Annotated in this window: 15 protein-coding genes; 4 read left to right on the top strand and 11 right to left on the bottom strand. The window is 71.9% G+C overall.

Annotated features, from left to right (window positions below; genetic code table 11):
- Window positions 1–51: 51 nt before the first annotated feature.
- The 6 genes from FPT20_RS17075 to FPT20_RS17100 all read right to left on the bottom strand — a co-directional run bounded on the left by FPT20_RS17075 (window position 52) and on the right by FPT20_RS17100 (window position 5,682).
- The gene (locus FPT20_RS17075; RefSeq protein ID WP_158867500.1) at window positions 52–1,218 is read right to left on the bottom strand and encodes a mannitol-1-phosphate 5-dehydrogenase; all 1,167 of its coding nucleotides are present in this window, start codon (window positions 1,216–1,218) and stop codon (window positions 52–54) included.
- A gap of 29 nt (window positions 1,219–1,247) precedes the next feature.
- On the bottom strand, window positions 1,248–1,685 hold the full coding sequence (locus tag FPT20_RS17080) for a PTS sugar transporter subunit IIA (protein ID WP_158867502.1): 438 nt from the start codon (window positions 1,683–1,685) through the stop codon (window positions 1,248–1,250).
- Entirely contained in the window at window positions 1,682–3,295 is a 1,614-nt protein-coding gene (locus FPT20_RS17085; RefSeq protein WP_158867504.1) for a PTS mannitol transporter subunit IICB, read from the bottom strand. The genes FPT20_RS17080 and FPT20_RS17085 overlap by 4 nt, the downstream gene beginning before the upstream one ends.
- Window positions 3,296–3,353: 58 nt before the next feature.
- A complete protein-coding gene (ptsP, locus tag FPT20_RS17090) occupies window positions 3,354–5,033 on the bottom strand; it encodes a phosphoenolpyruvate--protein phosphotransferase (protein WP_158867506.1) in 1,680 nt (559 codons plus the stop codon).
- Between the two features lie 2 nt (window positions 5,034–5,035).
- A complete protein-coding gene (locus FPT20_RS17095) occupies window positions 5,036–5,302 on the bottom strand; it encodes an HPr family phosphocarrier protein (protein ID WP_158867508.1) in 267 nt (88 codons plus the stop codon).
- A 71-nt stretch (window positions 5,303–5,373) separates the two neighbouring features.
- On the bottom strand, window positions 5,374–5,682 hold the full coding sequence (locus tag FPT20_RS17100) for a PTS sugar transporter subunit IIB (protein WP_158867510.1): 309 nt from the start codon (window positions 5,680–5,682) through the stop codon (window positions 5,374–5,376).
- Window positions 5,683–5,887: 205 nt separating this feature from the next.
- On the opposite strand from FPT20_RS17100, the gene FPT20_RS17105 reads away from it, so the two are divergent.
- A complete protein-coding gene (locus FPT20_RS17105) occupies window positions 5,888–7,765 on the top strand; it encodes a BglG family transcription antiterminator (protein ID WP_233265598.1) in 1,878 nt (625 codons plus the stop codon).
- Between the two features lie 94 nt (window positions 7,766–7,859).
- Here the strand turns inward: FPT20_RS17105 and FPT20_RS17110 are convergent, their stop codons facing one another.
- From FPT20_RS17110 to nucS, 4 genes are all read right to left on the bottom strand, one after another.
- Window positions 7,860–8,306: a hypothetical protein gene (locus FPT20_RS17110; RefSeq protein WP_158867514.1), complete on the bottom strand. Its 447-nt coding sequence runs from the start codon at window positions 8,304–8,306 to the stop codon at window positions 7,860–7,862.
- Window positions 8,307–8,399: 93 nt separating this feature from the next.
- Window positions 8,400–9,149 (bottom strand): HAD family hydrolase, encoded by a 750-nt coding sequence (locus tag FPT20_RS17115; protein ID WP_158867515.1) that lies wholly within the window; start codon window positions 9,147–9,149, stop codon window positions 8,400–8,402.
- A 38-nt stretch (window positions 9,150–9,187) separates the two neighbouring features.
- Window positions 9,188–9,613, bottom strand: coding sequence for an SseB family protein (locus FPT20_RS17120; protein ID WP_158867517.1), 426 nt, complete (start codon window positions 9,611–9,613; stop codon window positions 9,188–9,190).
- Window positions 9,613–10,308, bottom strand: a complete 696-nt coding sequence (gene nucS, locus FPT20_RS17125; protein WP_158867519.1) for an endonuclease NucS — start codon at window positions 10,306–10,308, stop codon at window positions 9,613–9,615. Before nucS ends, FPT20_RS17120 begins: the two co-directional genes overlap by 1 nt.
- 68 nt (window positions 10,309–10,376) lie before the next feature.
- On the opposite strand from nucS, the gene FPT20_RS17130 reads away from it, so the two are divergent.
- Window positions 10,377–11,423 (top strand): lactonase family protein, encoded by a 1,047-nt coding sequence (locus FPT20_RS17130; protein ID WP_158867521.1) that lies wholly within the window; start codon window positions 10,377–10,379, stop codon window positions 11,421–11,423.
- A gap of 9 nt (window positions 11,424–11,432) precedes the next feature.
- On the opposite strand, the gene FPT20_RS17135 is transcribed toward FPT20_RS17130, so the two are convergent.
- A complete protein-coding gene (locus FPT20_RS17135) occupies window positions 11,433–12,695 on the bottom strand; it encodes an MFS transporter (protein ID WP_158867523.1) in 1,263 nt (420 codons plus the stop codon).
- 100 nt (window positions 12,696–12,795) lie between these two features.
- On the opposite strand from FPT20_RS17135, the gene FPT20_RS17140 reads away from it, so the two are divergent.
- Both FPT20_RS17140 and FPT20_RS17145 read left to right on the top strand, forming a co-directional pair.
- Window positions 12,796–13,863: a LacI family DNA-binding transcriptional regulator gene (locus FPT20_RS17140; protein WP_233265599.1), complete on the top strand. Its 1,068-nt coding sequence runs from the start codon at window positions 12,796–12,798 to the stop codon at window positions 13,861–13,863.
- Window positions 13,864–14,021: 158 nt separating this feature from the next.
- The gene (locus tag FPT20_RS17145; RefSeq protein WP_158867527.1) at window positions 14,022–15,230 is read left to right on the top strand and encodes an amidohydrolase; all 1,209 of its coding nucleotides are present in this window, start codon (window positions 14,022–14,024) and stop codon (window positions 15,228–15,230) included.
- Window position 15,231: the final 1 nt, after the last annotated feature.

Below are 15,231 nucleotides of genomic sequence, written 5' to 3' on the forward strand. Positions count from 1 at the left end.
ACCACCGCGCCTCCGGGCCCAGAGGGAAAGGCAGGAGATACGCAGCCGGGCTCAGACGGAGGGCGCCGACTGAGCCGAGCGGACCACCTCCACGAGGGGATCGTGGAGGATCTCCCCGCGCTCCACGCCCATCACCTCGGCGACGATGAGCTCCGGCTCCGCCTCGTCGAGGAGGCGCTGCAGCTCGACGCTCTGCATGTCCTCCGGGAGGTCGAAGCGAAGCGCTGCCCCGACAGCGGCGAGGAGGGCGGCGGGCGCGCTTCCGAGGAACGCGGCGTAGTCGGAGGCCGGGCCGATGAAGCGGTCGTTCCGTCCGAGCTTCCGGATCGGCTCGCGGCCGACGCGGGCGACCTCATCGACCAGGTACCGGTTCGCGAACCGCCCGAGGATCGTCTCGCGGTACTCGGCGAGAGCGGCCTCGTCGAGCCCGTGCTTCGCCGCGAGGGCGGCCGACGTCTCGGCCAGCGCGGCCTCGGCGGCGGCGCGCACCGATGGGATGGCGATCGCGTCGCTGATCGTCGTCGCTCCCTCGAGGAAGCCGAAGTACGCCACGGTGGCATGGCCGGTGTTGACCGTGAAGAGCTTGCGCTCGATGTAGGGGCCGAGCGAGTCCACGAAGTGCGCGCCGGGGATGTCCGGTGCGTCGCCCGCGAATGGCGACCGGTCCACGACCCACTCGTAGAAGCTCTCGACGGTCACGTCGATCCCGGCGTCCGCGGCCTGCGCGGGGACGATCCGATCCACCGCGGTGTTCGCGAAGACGGCGCGCGCAGCCAGGGTGTCGCGGGTCTCGTCGTCCGGCAGGCCGTCCATCAGCTCGGCCGCGAGCAGGTCGCTGGCGCCGATCGCGTTCTCGCAGGCCATCACGGCGAGCCGCGCGGCGTCGTCCGGGCGGGCCGCGAGGCCCCGGGCGATCACCGGGGCGACGAACCGGAGGATCCGCGGGCCGACGGCAGTCGTGACGACGTCGGCCGTCGCGATCTCGGCGACCAGCGCCTCCTCGTCGACGGAGCTGTTGACCGCCCGGAACCCGGTGACCGTCTCGACTTGCTCACCGCCCTCGCCGACCAGACGGACCCGGTACGAGTCCGCGGCGGCGAGGGCGTCGATCAGCTCCGCATTGACGTCGGCGAAGACGACCTCGTAGCCCGCCTGATGGAGGAGCAGCCCGACGAAGCCGCGCCCGATGTTCCCCGCGCCGAAGTGGACCGCCTTCACAGCGCCACCCCCTTCATCTCGTCCCGCATCTACTCGTTGACATCCCCGAGGAGCGCGTAGAGCGCATCGGCGTCGGGCGCGGCGACGAGCTTCGCCACGTCGTCCTCCTCGGAGAACAGGATGGCGATCTTCGAGAGGATCTCGAGGTGCTCGTTGTTCTGCCCGGCGATGCCGACCACGAACCGCACCTCCTCGCCGCCCCAGTCGAGCGGCGAGGAGTAGCGGAGGAAGGAGAGCGCCGACCGCTTGATCTCGTCCTTGGACTCGTTGGTGCCGTGCGGGATGGCGAGGCCGTTGCCCATGAAGGTGGACACCGTCCCCTCCCGCTGCAGCATCGAGTCGACGTACCCGGGCTCGACGGCGCCCGCTGCGACGAGCAGCTCACCCGCCTCCCGGATCGCGTCCTCCCGCGTGGCCGCGGAACCCGCGGCCACGACGTTCGCCCGGTCGAGAATCTGATCGGTCATCTGCTGACGTCCTCCTTGGACTTCTGCTGGCTGGCGACGAGGTCGACGACCTCGTCGTACTTGGGGCTGTTCATGAAGTTGTCGACCGACACGTGGACCGAGTTCGGCGACTGGCCCTTCGCGCGCTCGGTGAGCTCGCGCTGGGTGATGACGAGGTCGGCGGTGCCGTCGAGGTTCGCGATGGCCTGGTTCGTCACCGTGACCCCCTCCACGCCGGCCTTCTTGATCTTGTTCCGCAGGACCGAGGCGCCCATCGCGCTCGAGCCCATTCCAGCGTCGCACGCGAACACGATGTTCCGCACCAGTCGCTCGGTGCCGTCGCCCTGGGCGTCGCCGGCGTCGTGCTCGCCCTCGCTGACGAGGCCCCCGAGCACGGAGGACGACTTGCCCTTGTTGGCCTCGGTCTGCGCGACCGCGGCGGACAGGTCGCCGGCGTTGCCGGCGGCGAGGTCGCGGCGGCGGCTGGCCCGCAGGATGATCGAGGCGACGATGAACGACACCGCGGCCGCGGCCACGACCGAGAGCGTCACGCCCACGATGCTGTTCGCCGGCGACTGGAGCAGCACCGCGATGATCGACCCCGGGGAGGCGGGGGCGCGCAGGCCCGAGCCGAAGGTCACGTTGACGGCGATGCCGGTCATGCCGCCGAGGATCGCGGCGATGATGATCACCGGCTTCATGAGCACGTACGGGAAGTAGATCTCGTGGATGCCGCCGACGAACTGGATCAGGGCCGCGCCGGGAGCGCTCGCGCGGGCGACGCCGAGACCGAAGATGGAGTACGCGATCAGGATGCCGAAGCCGGGGCCCGGGTTCGCCTCCAGGAGGAACAGGATCGACTTGCCCGTCTGCTGAGCCTGCTCGACGCCGAGCGGCGTGAGCACGCCGTGGTTGATGGCGTTGTTGAGGAACAGCACCTTGCCCGGCTCGATCAGGAGGCTCGCGAACGGCAGCAGGTGCGCCGAAACCAGCCAGTTGACGGCACCGCCGAGCACCGAGCTCAGCCACTCGACGAGCGGGGCGATCCCGAAGAAGGCGCCGATCGACAGCAGCATGCCCACGATGCCGGCGGAGAAGTTGTTCACCAGCATCTCGAAGCCGGCCTTGATCTTGCCGTCCCAGAGGCGGTCGACCTGCTTCATGACGTACGCGCCGAGCGGGCCCAGGATCATCGCGCCGATGAACATGGGGATGGTGGAGCCGACGATGACGCCCATCGTCGCGATCGAGCCCACCACGCCGCCGCGGACGCCGTAGACCATGCGGCCGCCGGTGTTCGCGATGAGCAGCGGGAGCAGGTACGTGATCATCGGGCTGACGAGGCCCACGTACTGCTGGAAGGTGTGGCCGCTCGGGTCCTGCGCGAGCACCGTCGCCGCGCCGGTCCAGCCGATCTTGGCCTGGTCGCCGAAGCCGCCGAGGATGCCGTTGATGCCCCACCCGGTGCTCTGCAGCCAGCCGGTCGCGATGAACAGGGCCGTGATGAACCCCCACGCGATGAAGGCGGGGATGTTCGGCATGACCATGTTCGAGAGGAAGGTGCCGAAGCGCTGCACGTGGACGCGAGTGCTGTTCGGCCTTCTCGTCGACGTCTCTGTCGCCGTTGTCATGAGGTGCCTCTTTCTGTCGGGCCTGTGCTTGCGGGCGGGGGTGTGGTCGCGGGCAAGGTCAGGCAGGGGGTGTGAACCGGGCGGCGGCCGCGCGGACCGCCTCCCGGGCTTCGGCCGCGCCGTCGGCGGCCAGGGCGGTCTCGGCCAGCGTGCGTGCCTGGTCGAGGGTGTAGCGCTTGAGGGAGAGCCGCACGTCGGCGATGGCCGCGGGCGACATCGACAGGGTGGTGGCCCCGAGGCCGACGAGCACGACGGCGAGCAGCGGGTCGGCCGCGGCCTCCCCGCAGATGCCCACCGGCTTGCCGTTCGCGGCTCCGGCAGAGCCGACCTCGCCGATCAGGCGGAGGACGGCGGGATGCCAGGGGTCCTGGAACCCGGCGACCGAGCCGAGCAGGCGGTCGGCGGCGAGCGTGTACTGCGTCAGGTCGTTGGTGCCGATGGAGGCGAAGTCGGCCACCTGCAGCACCCGGCCGGCGAGCAGCGCCGCGGAGGGCACCTCCACCATCACGCCGACCGTCTTGAGACCGTATTCGCGGCCCAGCTCGGTGAAGTAGCGGGTCTCCTCCACGGTCGACACCATCGGCGCCATGACCCAGAGGTCTGCGTCGGTCTGCGCATCCGCTTCGGCGAGGGCCGTGAGCTGCTCGCGGAGGATGTCCTCGTTGGCGCGCAGCGACCGCAGTCCGCGGAGGCCCAGCGCCGGGTTGTCCTCGTGCGCGTCGTTCAGGAACTCGAGGGGCTTGTCGGCGCCCGCGTCGAGCACGCGGACCACGACCTTCCGCCCCGGGAAGGCCTGCAGCAGGCGGACGTACTGCTCGCGCTGCTGCTCGACCGTCGGCGCCATGCGCTGGTCCAGGAAGAGGAACTCGGTGCGGAACAGCCCGACGCCCTCGGCTCCGGCCGCGACCGCGCCCTCGGCACCGTCGGCCGACCCCAGGTTGGCGAGGAGCGGCACGGCCGTGCCGTCGGCCAGGGCGCCCGGCTCAACGCTTCCCGACAGGGCGGCGGCGCGCTCGGCGATGCGGCGCTCGGCGTCCGCTCGCTGCCCGGGATCGGGGGCGACCGTCACGGTGCCGGTGGAGGCGTCGACGATGACCTCGTCGCCGTCCTTCAGCTGCTCAGCGCCGGAGACGCCCACGATGGCGACGATCGACTTCTCGCGAGCGAGGATCGCCGTGTGCGAGGTCGGGCCCCCCTCGCGAGTGACGAGCCCGAGCACCTTGTCGAGGTCGAGGAGCGCCGTGTCGGCGGGGGCGAGGTCGTGGGCGACGAGCACGAACGGGGTGTCGGAGTGCGGGACGCCCGGCGCGGGCTTGCCCTCGATCGCCGCGATGACCCGCTGGGCCACGTCGTCGAGATCGCCGGCGCGCTCGCCCATGTAGCCGCCGAGGCTCTTCAGCATGTCGCGGAACACCGCGAAGCCCTCGGAGACGGCCCGCTCGGCGGTCCGGCCGCCGTCGATGCGGGAGACGACATCGTCGGCGAGGGTGGAGTCCTCGGCCATCATCGACTGCGCCTCCAGCACGTCGGCGGCCGTTCCCTGCACACGGGAGGCGCGATCGCGCAGGTCGGCGGCGACGGTCGCGACGGCGGCGGAGAAGCGGGCACGCTCCTCCTCGGGGCTCCGGGTGCTCGCGGCGTCGGACGGCTCGGGGAGCGGGTCGGACATGCGCAGCACGGTCCCCAGGGCGACGCCCTGGCCGATGCCGGCCCCCGTGAGTTCTCTCGTCTCGCTCATGATCAGGCGTCGTGGTCCGTGGCGAGGATCTCGGCCAGGTCGTCGAGGACGTCGTCGGCGTTCGCGGCGTCGGTCGTGAGCACGATCTTGTCGCCGTGGTCGATGCCGAGCGAGATGACGCCGAGGATGCTGCCGGCGTCGACCGCCTTGCCGCCCTCCTTCGACAGGGTCACCTTCGCGCCCGAGGCGTTGACCGCCTCCACGAAGAGCTTCGCCGGGCGCGCGTGCAGCCCGTGGGTCGATCCGACGGTGATGATCCGCTCAGCCATGGTCCTGATCTCCTTCGTTGTGTCGATGCCGCGGGCCGGGGCGCCGGGGCCGCCACCGGTGGTGGTCGCTCTCATAGTGCCGCCGGTTTCGCGCTGAAAGCGAGGTCCAGCGCCCGATCCGCGTCGAGCGCGGCCGGCGAGACCGCGGGAAGGACGGCCACGGCGGTGCCGGAGGCCGCCGCCCGCTCGCGGAGCGCGGGAACCGACGACTCGAGGTGCGCGCCGACGAGGAGGACGTCGACGCCCTCGAGGCTGCCGAGCTGACTCGCGCTCCCCGGCACGACGACGACGTCGGCGCCTCGGGAACGCGCGGCGGTGCGCAGCTTCACGGCGACGAAGGTGCTGGAGGCGCCGGCGCCGCAGACGACCACGATCTTCATCGACCTTGCCTTCCGGGTGACGCAGGGACTGCTGGGTGGTACGAGGGGAACGCCAGCCATCGTCCCTCCGCGCCCGCGGGCGCCTCCAGCAGGGTTTCTTCCGGGGGTGCGGAAAGATGGCGGGAAGCGGCCCGGCGCCCGCGCGCGAAGTGGTTGACTCGGGAGGAGAGGTGATCCGGTGGCGGTCTCGGCGAAGCAGACGAGGATGCTCGACATCCTGTCGCGCCGTGCTGCCTGGGTGACCGCGGCCGACCTGGCCCGCGACCTGGGTGTGACCACGCGCTCCATCCGCAGCTACGCCGCCGCTCTGGGCGATGTCGTCGAGTCGGGCGCGAACGGCTACCGCGTGCGGCCCGAGGAGTACGCGGCCTTCCTCGAGGAGGAGGGCGCATCCGAGTCGGCGCCGTCCGGGTCCCCGCAGCAGCGGCTCGTCTTCCTGGTGCGACGCCTCCTCGACGAGCCGGACGGGATCGACGTGTACGAGACCGCGGAGAGCCTGTTCGTCAGCGACTCGACGATAGAGTCGGACCTCACGCGGATGCGCGGGCTGCTCGGGGGCACGGAGCTGTCGCTCGAGCGGAGCGGCCCGATCGTGCGGCTGACCGGGCCCGAGATCGCGCGTCGCAAGCTGCTCAGCCGGCTCTTCCGCGACGAGATGCGCCAGGGCGTCGTCGACGTCGCCCGGATCCAGGAGGCGTTCGACTCGCGGGGGCTCGCCGACTTCAAGTCCGACCTCGTGGGCATGCTCGACGCCCGCGGCTTCTTCGTGAACGAGTACGGCATCAACGACGTCCTCCTGCACATGGCCGTGGCGCTCGACCGCGTCGCGAAGGACAGGCCGCTCCCCGCGGTCGAGGAACCGGAGACCAGCGAGACCATCCGCTCGCTCGCCGGAGAGCTCGGCGAACTCATCCGGCGGCACTTCGACACCGAGCTCGACCCGACCGAGCTGCGGTACCTCGCGATCCTGATGCGGACCCGCGTGATCGCTCCCGGCGCGGGGCGCGACACCGTCTCCGAGTTCGTCGCCGACGAGGACCTGGAGGTCGTGCGGGGGATCGTGGCGCGCGCCTCCACCGAGTACCTCGTCGACCTCCGCGACGAGAACTTCATCGTGCGGCTGACCCTCCACGTGCAGAACCTTGTCGCGCGGGCGCACGAGAAGACGTACTCACGCAACCCGCTGACGCGCTCGATCAAGAGCTCGTACCCGATGATCTACGAGCTCGCGGTGTACATCGCCAGTCGGCTGCAGGCCGCCGAGGGGATCGAGGTCAACGACGACGAGATCGCCTACATCGCCATGCACGTCGGGGCGTACCTGGAGCAGCAGTCGCGGCGGAGGGACGCGGTGACCTGCGCCGTCGTGTGCCCCAACTACTACGACATGCACATCCTCCTGCGGGAGCGGCTCGAGAGCGCCCTCGGCGACGATCTCGACATCACCGCGGTCATCACCTCGGCCGACGCCGACTGGGACCGGTTCGACGCCGACCTCGTGCTGACCACGATCGATCCGCGGGGGCGCCGCGAGAACACGGTGATCGTGCAGCCGTTCCTCACCGAGACGGACATCGAGCACATCCGGCAGGCCGTTGTCCGCATCCGCCGCCAGCGCCGCCGCGCCCGGATCAAGAACGAGCTGCTCGAGTACTTCGACGAGAGCCTGTTCCTCCACAACTTCTACGCCCGCGACCCGATCACCCTGATCCGGGCGGTGGGGGAGCGCATGATCGCTGCGGGGGCGATCGACCAGGACTACGTCGACCGCACCATCGAGCGCGAGCAGATGTCGTCGACCGCCTTCACGGATTCGCTGGCGGTGCCGCACGCGATGGACATGACCGCGAAACGGACCGCGATCGCGATCGTCGTCAACGACACCGCGATGGACTGGGGCGACGCCCGGGTCAACGTGATCGCGTTCATCGCCTTCTCAGCCGGGGGCCGGGCGTCGTTCCAGACGGTGTTCGATCAGTTCGTCGAGGTCTTCTCCGATCGGGAGGCGGTGCTCGGCCTGATCCGGCGCGCCGACACGTTCACCGCCTTCATCGACGAACTCGTCCGCATGATCGACTCGTAGCCCCCCGCCTCCCCACCAGCGAGTCCCCCAAGAGTTCCGCGCGCAACGCGGTTACCGTGCACTCTTGGGGGACTCGATGGAGGGAGGGTGGGGGTTAGAGCGCGGTGACGTTGTAGGTCACGGCGACGCCGGGGGTGCCGACGGAGACCGTGTACTTGCCGTTCGTGTAGGTCGCCTTCGAGTCGGTCGCGCCGGGCTGCTGGGTGTACCCGGCGGCCTCGAGCTTCGACTTCGCGTCGGCGAACCCGGTCTTGCCGGTCGGCTGCACGGTCACCGACCAGCCGTTGTCCTTGTCACCGCGGGCGACCAGGATCTTGCCGTCGACGATCGGGACGTCGCTCTTCGGGAAGTCCGACGGGAGCGTCTCGGACGAGCTGGACCCGCTCGCCGACTGGTCGGACGAGCCGCCGGCCGACTGGCTGGCGGACGGCGTCTGCGGAGTCACGTAGTTGGAGTTGCCGTTGCTCGAGCAGCCGGCGAGCGATCCGATGGTCAGGGCCGCGACGACGGCGGCGGGTACGAGCAGATGACGAGTGCGCATGATCATTCCTAGTGCTGTATTCGGTGCGTTATTGCAACGAACCAGCGTACTCGGGTGCGCGCCCCGCCGCCTCCTCGGGAGGCGACGGCGTGGTCAGCCGAGCAGGAGGGAGCTGAGCTGGTCGGCCGAGTGCACGACGGCGATCGCCCCGGCGGCCTCGGCGGGCGAGCCGTAGCCCCACTCGACCATGATGGTCGGCAGGCCGTGGGCCGCCGCCCCCTCGACGTCGTAGCTGCGGTCGCCGACCATGACGGTGTGCGCGAGGTCGACCCCGCGCTCGCCGAGGCGGCGGAGGGCCTCGGCCACCACGTCGGCCTTGGCGCTGCGCACCTCGTCGTCGGTGGCGCCCGTGATCACGTCGAAGTACTGGGCGAGGTCGAAGTGCTCGAGGATGCGCGTGGCCTGCCCCTCCGGCTTGCTCGTCGCGATCGAGAGCGGGATCCCGGCCGCGTGCAGCCGCTGGAGGAGGCCGCGGATGCCGGGGTACACGGCGCTGTCGAATGCCCCGTGCTCGGAGTAGTCGGCGCGGTACACCGTGAGCGCCTCGCGCGCCTGCGCCTCGCTCATCCCGCCGATGGTCTGCAGCGACTCGAGCAGGGGCGGCCCCACGTACTCCACGAGCTGCGCGGGTGACGGCACGGGCTGGCCGAGGCTCTCGAACATGCGGACCAGCGAGGAGGTGATGCCGGGGGCCGAGTCGGTGAGGGTCCCGTCGAGGTCGAACAGGACGCAGGTCCAGCTGCGCGTGACGATGGCCGGGGCGGGAGGCGCGTCGGTGCCGGCGGTGGGCGCGAGGGGTTCGGCGGCGGGCGCGGTGAGGGGAGCGGTCGGGGTGGTGTTCATGACGGGCTCCATGCTATGTGAGCCTCCTGGGCGGCCGCTCACTGCTCGCCGAGAGCGGATTCGATGTGGGAGCGGGCGACCACCATGGTGTGCTCGGCTCCGGGATCGAACTGCACCGCGACGAAGTCGGCCGTGCGGATGAAGGCCAGCGCCTCGCGGGCCGGCACGACGACCGCCTGCACTCGTGCTCCCGAGCCCTTCGCGCTCGCCCCGACCGCCGCGCGGAGCGCCTTCATCGAGCTGAACAGGGGCAGCACCGGCTCCCCGGTGGTCGAGCTGATGGTGCGGAGGCGCGTCTCCTCCGGCGTCGAGCCCGTCACGTCGACGACGAGGCCGCCCTGCGCCGCGGCGTCGAGCAGCGCCTCCAGGTTGGCGAGCGTGGGCTCGGCTGCGATGGTCGCAAGAGCCTTGCGGACGGGGACGTTCTCGTACGTCTGCGGGAAGCGGGGGCGCGGAGCGGCCATCAGAAGAGCCGGCTCTCGCTGTCGTCGAGGCCGCGCATCGCGTCGTAGTCGAGCACCAGGCAGCGGATACCGCGGTCCTCGGCGAGGGTGCGCGCCTGCGGCTTGATCTCCTGCGCGGCGAACACCCCGCTGACGGGGGCGAGCAGCGGGTCGCGGTTCATCAGCTCGAGGTAGCGCGTCAGCTGCTCGACGCCGTCGATGTCGCCGCGCCGCTTCAGCTCGACCGCCACCGAGGCGCCGCTCGCGTCGCGCGCGAGGATGTCGACCGGTCCGATCGCCGTCATGTACTCGCGGCGGACGAGCACGTGGCCGTCGCCCAGCAGGTGGATCTGCTCGGCGAGCAGCTTCTGAAGGTGCGCCTCCACGCCGTCCTTCTGCAGGCCCGGGTCGATGCCCAGCTCGTGCGCGGTGTCGCTCAGGATCTCGTGGATGGAGACGACCAGCATGTCGGAGGTCTTCGCCTGCGTGACCCGCCAGACCTCGCGGATCCCCGCCTCCCGCTGCAGCTCGTCCGGCTCGTCGACCGTCAGCGTGCACGGCGGGCTCATCCAGTTGAGCGGCTTGTACGAGCCGCCGTCGGAGTGGACGAGGAGGCTGCCGTCGGCCTTGAGCATGAGGAGGCGCTTCGCGAGCGGGAGGTGAGCGCTCAGGCGTCCGGCGTAGTCGACGGAGCAGGTGGCAATGACGAGACGCACCGTCACATCCTAGGTGGTCGTCCCCGGGAGGGTTTCCGCTCCGGCGCGGCGCTGGGAGGATGGGCGGTATGGCACGCGATCTCCTCATCGGCACCTATACGCAGCGGCTCCCGCACGTCGACGGGCACGCCGACGGCATCCTCTCCGCCCGACTCGACGGCGATGCGGTGGTCGACGTCGCGGTCGCCGCGAAGACCGTGAACCCGTCGTGGGTGGCCGTCTCGGCGGACGGCTCCGCCGTGTACGCGGTCGGCGAGACCGAGCCCGACGGGACGGTCTCCGCCTTCGCCCGCTCGGTGACCGGGGAGCTCACCCCGCTCGGCACGGTGCCGAGTGGAGGCGCGGCCCCCGCGCACCTGTCGGTGCACCCCACCCGCCCGTTCCTGATCACCGGGACGTACGGCAGCGGCACGGTGTCCGTCTTCGCGCTGAACGCCGACGGTTCGATCGGGGAGCGGACCGCCTTCGTCGAGCACCACGGCCGCGGCCCGGTCGCCGGCCGGCAGGACTCGCCCCACGTGCACCAGCTCACCGTCGACCCGGTCAGCGGCGATGCGGTCGTCGTCGATCTCGGCCTCGGCGAGATCAGCCGGTACCGCCTCGCACCCTCCGGTGCCCTGGAGCTGCGGGCGGACGCTACGCTGGTGCTCGGCTCCGCCGGCCCGCGGCACCTCGCCTACCACCCGGACGACCGGCACGCGCTCCTCGCCAACGAGCTCGACAGCACGGTGGACGTGCTGAGGCGCGACGGCGACCGCTTCGTGGTCGCGCAGAGCGTCACGACCCGGGTGGAGGGGGCGACGGGCGAGAACAAGCCGGCCGCGGTCTGCATCTCGGCGGGCGGCCGCACCGTGCTCGTGTCGAACCGCGGCGACGACACCGTGGCCGTCTACGCGTTCGATCCCGACGCGTCCCGGCTCACGCTGGTGGACAGCGTGGCGGTGGGAGGCGCCTCCCCGCGCGACATGGTGATCAGCCCCGACGGGGACAGGGTGCTCGCGGCCTGCCAGGACAGCGACAGCGTCAGCGTGCTGGCCTTCGACGAGGAGGCGCGAACGCTGCGGCTGCTCGGCTCCTCCCCGGTGCCGACGCCCGTGTGCCTGACGTTCGTGTGAGGCGGCCGGTCAGCGAGCCTCGGACACCGCGGCCGCCGGCGCGCGCCGCTCGGCGACCGGCCGCACCGACGGCGCCGCCAGGAACGACGCGATGAGCAGCACGAGGATGAGGTAGAGCGCGTTCAGGAGGCCGAACTCCTTGCCGAGGAAGCCGATGAGCGGCGGTCCGACGAGGAATGCGCAGTAGCCGATGATCGCCACCGCCGAGACGCGGGCCGCGGGGTTCTCGGCGCCGTCCGCGGCGGCCGACATGCCGAGCGGGAAGCCGAGGGAGACCCCGAAGCCCCACAGGACCGTGCCGATGACGACGACCCAGAGCGGGCCGCCGACGATGAACATCACGAGTCCGGCCGCGCCCATCCCGGCGGTGATGCGGATGGCCGCCACGCGTCCGATGCGGTCGACGATCGGGCCGCCGAGCACCCGGCCGAGCGTCATCGCCGCGACGAAGAAGCCGAAGACGACCGCCCCGGTCGAGTTCTGCTGGCCGTGGCCGTCGACGACGGCGAGCGCGATCCAGTCGTTCGCCGAGCCCTCGCCGAACGCCATGCCGAGCATGACGACGCCGATGAGGATGAGCCGCCAGTCGGCCCAGACCGCGAGCGCCGTCCGCAGCCGCCGGCCGAACGGGAGGGACGGCTTCCCCTCCAGCTCGTCGCCGAGCTCGGCCTCCCGGGGGATGAACCGCACGGCGACCAGCGTCACGACCACGATGACCACGGCGATGCCGAGGAGGTGCCACGCCACCGCGACGTGCAGGGCGGCCGCGGCCGCACCGATCCCGGCGCCGATGACGGTGCCGAGGCTGAAGCACGCGTGCATGAGCGGCATCAGCGTCTTGCCGATCTCGCGCTCGACGGCGGTGCCCTCGACGTTCATCATCACGTCGACCATGCCGTTGCCGAAGCCGACCAGGATCAGGCCGATCGCGACGGCGGGAACGCTGTGGAGGAGGGTCGCACCGACCCCGAGCAGGGCGATGCCGACGGACGCGATGCCGAGCGCGCCGACCATCCCCTTGTGCGGCCCGAACCGGACGAGCACCGGGGAGGACAGAGCGAGGCCGGAGATCGCGCCGATCGACATGCCGAGGATGAGGAGTCCGACGGCGGAGGGGTCCTTGCCGAGGCCGAGGTCGTCGCGGACGCCGGGGATGCGCGCCACCCAGGTCGCGATGGCGAGGCCGCTCATGATGAAGACGACGAAGACGGCGTTGCGCCACGCGGTCAGCTCTCGGCGGCTGCGCGCGGTGGGCGTGGTCGGCTGTGACATGGCGGTCCCGGGGCTGGTGAGGTGCGGACGGCGGGCGACCGACGGCCGGAACCGGCGGTCGAATCGTTTCGATCGAAACGATTCGACTAAGCTATCACACGTGACCGACGACAGCACAGCCTCCACGACGGCGCGACCCACCCTCGCGGCGGTCGCCCGTCTGGCCGGGGTCTCCAACTCGACCGCCTCCCTCGCCTTCTCGGGCACGGGGCCGGTCTCCGACGCGACGCGCGAACGCGTGCTCGCCGCCGCGCGTCAGCTCGACTACGCGGGCCCGGACCCGCGGGCGCGGTCGCTGCGTCGCGGCCGCTCCGGCATCGTGGGCGTCGTGATGGAGGAGCGGGTCGCCGACGCCTTCCGCGACCCGATCAAGATCGCCCTCCTCGACGGCATCACCGACGAGATCGCCGCGGTCGACGCCGGCGTCCTGATCCTCACCGACGCCGGCGAGGCCGCGCAGCGCATCGAGGACGCCCCGATGGACGCCGTCGTCCTCGTCGGCTGCAGCCCCCGGCTCGACGAGTCGGTCGCGACCCTCCGCCGGCGCGGCATCCCGCTGGTCGCGATCGAGGGCGACCCGGCGGCCGGCGTCCCCACCATCGGGCAGGACAACCGGGAGGCGACCCGCCGCGCGGCCGAGCACCTCCGCGAGCTCGGGCATCGCGACGTCGCCGTGGTGGCCCTCCCGCTGACGCGCGATCGCGCCCGCGGGCCGCTCACCGCCTCCCGCCGGAACCCGGGCAGCTCGACCACCGCGCTCGACCGCCTGGCCGGCGCGCGCGACGTCTTCCCCGGCGCGGGCGGGTGGACCACGCGCGGGTCGTTCGTCGAGGAGGGACGGATCGCCGGCGAGGCGCTCCTCGAGGATCCGGCGACACGCCCCACCGCGATCATCGCCCAGAGCGACCTGCTCGCCGCCGGCGTGATCCGCGCGGCGGAGGAGCTCGGCCTCGACGTCCCCGGCGACGTGAGCGTCGTCGGCTTCGACGGGGTCCGCGTCGACGGGCTGTGGCCGTACGACCTCACGACCCTCGTGCAACCGGCCGTCGAGAAGGGGCGCGCCGCCGGCCGCGCGATCGTCGACATGCTCGAGGGCGGCGAGCCGCACCCGACTGCGTTCACGAGCGTCTTCCACCGCGGGAACACGACGGCGCCGCCGTCGCGCTGAGCGGCGGCTGCGTTTCTCGGGCGCGGCTACGTCCCTCCGTCGAGGTGCTCGGAGGTGCGCGCGACACGCCGCGGGCGACCGCATGTGCGAGCACCCCGACGGGGGCGGCGCGTCGCGACCGCGCGAGCGCGGCCCACGCGAATACGTAGGGTGGGTCCATGGACCTTGAAGCCCTCTACCGCGACCTGCACGCCCACCCCGAGCTCTCCTTCTCCGAGCACCGCACAGCCGGCATCGTCGCCGACGCGCTGGCCGGGCTCGGCCTCGAGGTGCACTCCGGGATCGGCCGCACCGGTGTCGTCGGGGTGCTGCGCAACGGCGACGGCCCGACCGTCCTGCTGCGCGCCGACATGGACGCCCTCCCGGTGCGCGAGCTCACCGGCCTCCCCTGGGCGTCCACCGACGTGGCGACGGACGACGCCGGCAACCCCGTCCCGGTCATGCACGCCTGCGGTCATGACATCCACATCACGTGCCTCCTCGGCGCCGTGGAGGCGCTGGCCGGCTCGCGCGACAGCTGGTCGGGCACGCTCGTGGCCGTGTTCCAGCCCGCGGAGGAGCACGGCGGCGGCGCGCAGGTCATGGTCGAGGACGGTCTCTTCGACCGCGTCCCCCGGCCGGACGTCGTGCTCGGGCAGCACGTGACCCCCTACCCGGCGGGCATGGCCGGTGCGCACCCCGGCCCGGCGATGGCGGCGGTCGACACCATGGAGGTGACCCTCCACGGTCGCGGCGGCCACGGTTCCCGCCCCGAGACGACGATCGACCCGGTCGTCATGGCCGCTTCGACCGTGATGCGGCTTCAGACCGTGGTGTCGCGGGAGGTCGCCGCCTCGGACACCGCGGTCGTCACGGTCGGCAGCCTCCACGCCGGCACGAAGAACAACATCATCCCGGCCGAGGCCACGCTCGGCATCAGCGTGCGCAGCTTCACCGAGGAGGTGCGCACGCGAGTCCTCGACGGCGTGCACCGGATCATCGCCGCCGAGGCGCAGGCCTCCGGCGCCACGAAGGCCCCCGACATGGAGTGGGGCGAACGGTACCCGGTCACGGTCAACGACCCGGAGGCCACCGCGCGTGTGAACGCCGCCTTCGCGGCCGAGTTCGGCGCCGAGCGCGTGCTGGCGCCGGGCGCCCTCTCCGGCAGCGAGGACGTCGGCAACCTGGCGACCGCCGTCGGTGCGCCGCTCGTCTACTGGATGCTCGGCGGCGTCGAGCCGGAGCTCGTGCGCAGCGCGATGGAGGCGGGCGCGACCGAGACCGACATCCCCTCCAACCACTCGCCCTACTTCGCGCCCCTCCCGCAGCCGACGATCGACACCGGCGTGCGGGCGCTCGTGGTCGCTGCCCGGGAGTGGCTCGCGTAGC

This window comes from Leifsonia sp. AG29, assembly GCF_009765225.1.
Lineage (GTDB): Bacteria > Actinomycetota > Actinomycetes > Actinomycetales > Microbacteriaceae > Leifsonia.

Bases quoted from the DNA above. Each gene is read 5' to 3' on its own strand.
- FPT20_RS17080 (WP_158867502.1), bottom strand. From the start codon at position 1,685: ATGACCGATCAGATTCTCGACCGGGCGAACGTCGTGGCCGCGGGTTCC.
- FPT20_RS17085 (WP_158867504.1), bottom strand. From the start codon at position 3,295: ATGACAACGGCGACAGAGACGTCGACGAGAAGGCCGAACAGCACTCGC.
- ptsP (WP_158867506.1), bottom strand. From the start codon at position 5,033: ATGAGCGAGACGAGAGAACTCACGGGGGCCGGCATCGGCCAGGGCGTC.
- FPT20_RS17095 (WP_158867508.1), bottom strand. From the start codon at position 5,302: ATGGCTGAGCGGATCATCACCGTCGGATCGACCCACGGGCTGCACGCG.
- FPT20_RS17100 (WP_158867510.1), bottom strand. From the start codon at position 5,682: ATGAAGATCGTGGTCGTCTGCGGCGCCGGCGCCTCCAGCACCTTCGTC.
- FPT20_RS17105 (WP_233265598.1), top strand. From the start codon at position 5,888: ATGCTCGACATCCTGTCGCGCCGTGCTGCCTGGGTGACCGCGGCCGAC.
- FPT20_RS17110 (WP_158867514.1), bottom strand. From the start codon at position 8,306: ATGCGCACTCGTCATCTGCTCGTACCCGCCGCCGTCGTCGCGGCCCTG.
- FPT20_RS17115 (WP_158867515.1), bottom strand. From the start codon at position 9,149: ATGAACACCACCCCGACCGCTCCCCTCACCGCGCCCGCCGCCGAACCC.
- FPT20_RS17120 (WP_158867517.1), bottom strand. From the start codon at position 9,613: ATGGCCGCTCCGCGCCCCCGCTTCCCGCAGACGTACGAGAACGTCCCC.
- FPT20_RS17130 (WP_158867521.1), top strand. From the start codon at position 10,377: ATGGCACGCGATCTCCTCATCGGCACCTATACGCAGCGGCTCCCGCAC.
- FPT20_RS17135 (WP_158867523.1), bottom strand. From the start codon at position 12,695: ATGTCACAGCCGACCACGCCCACCGCGCGCAGCCGCCGAGAGCTGACC.
- FPT20_RS17145 (WP_158867527.1), top strand. From the start codon at position 14,022: ATGGACCTTGAAGCCCTCTACCGCGACCTGCACGCCCACCCCGAGCTC.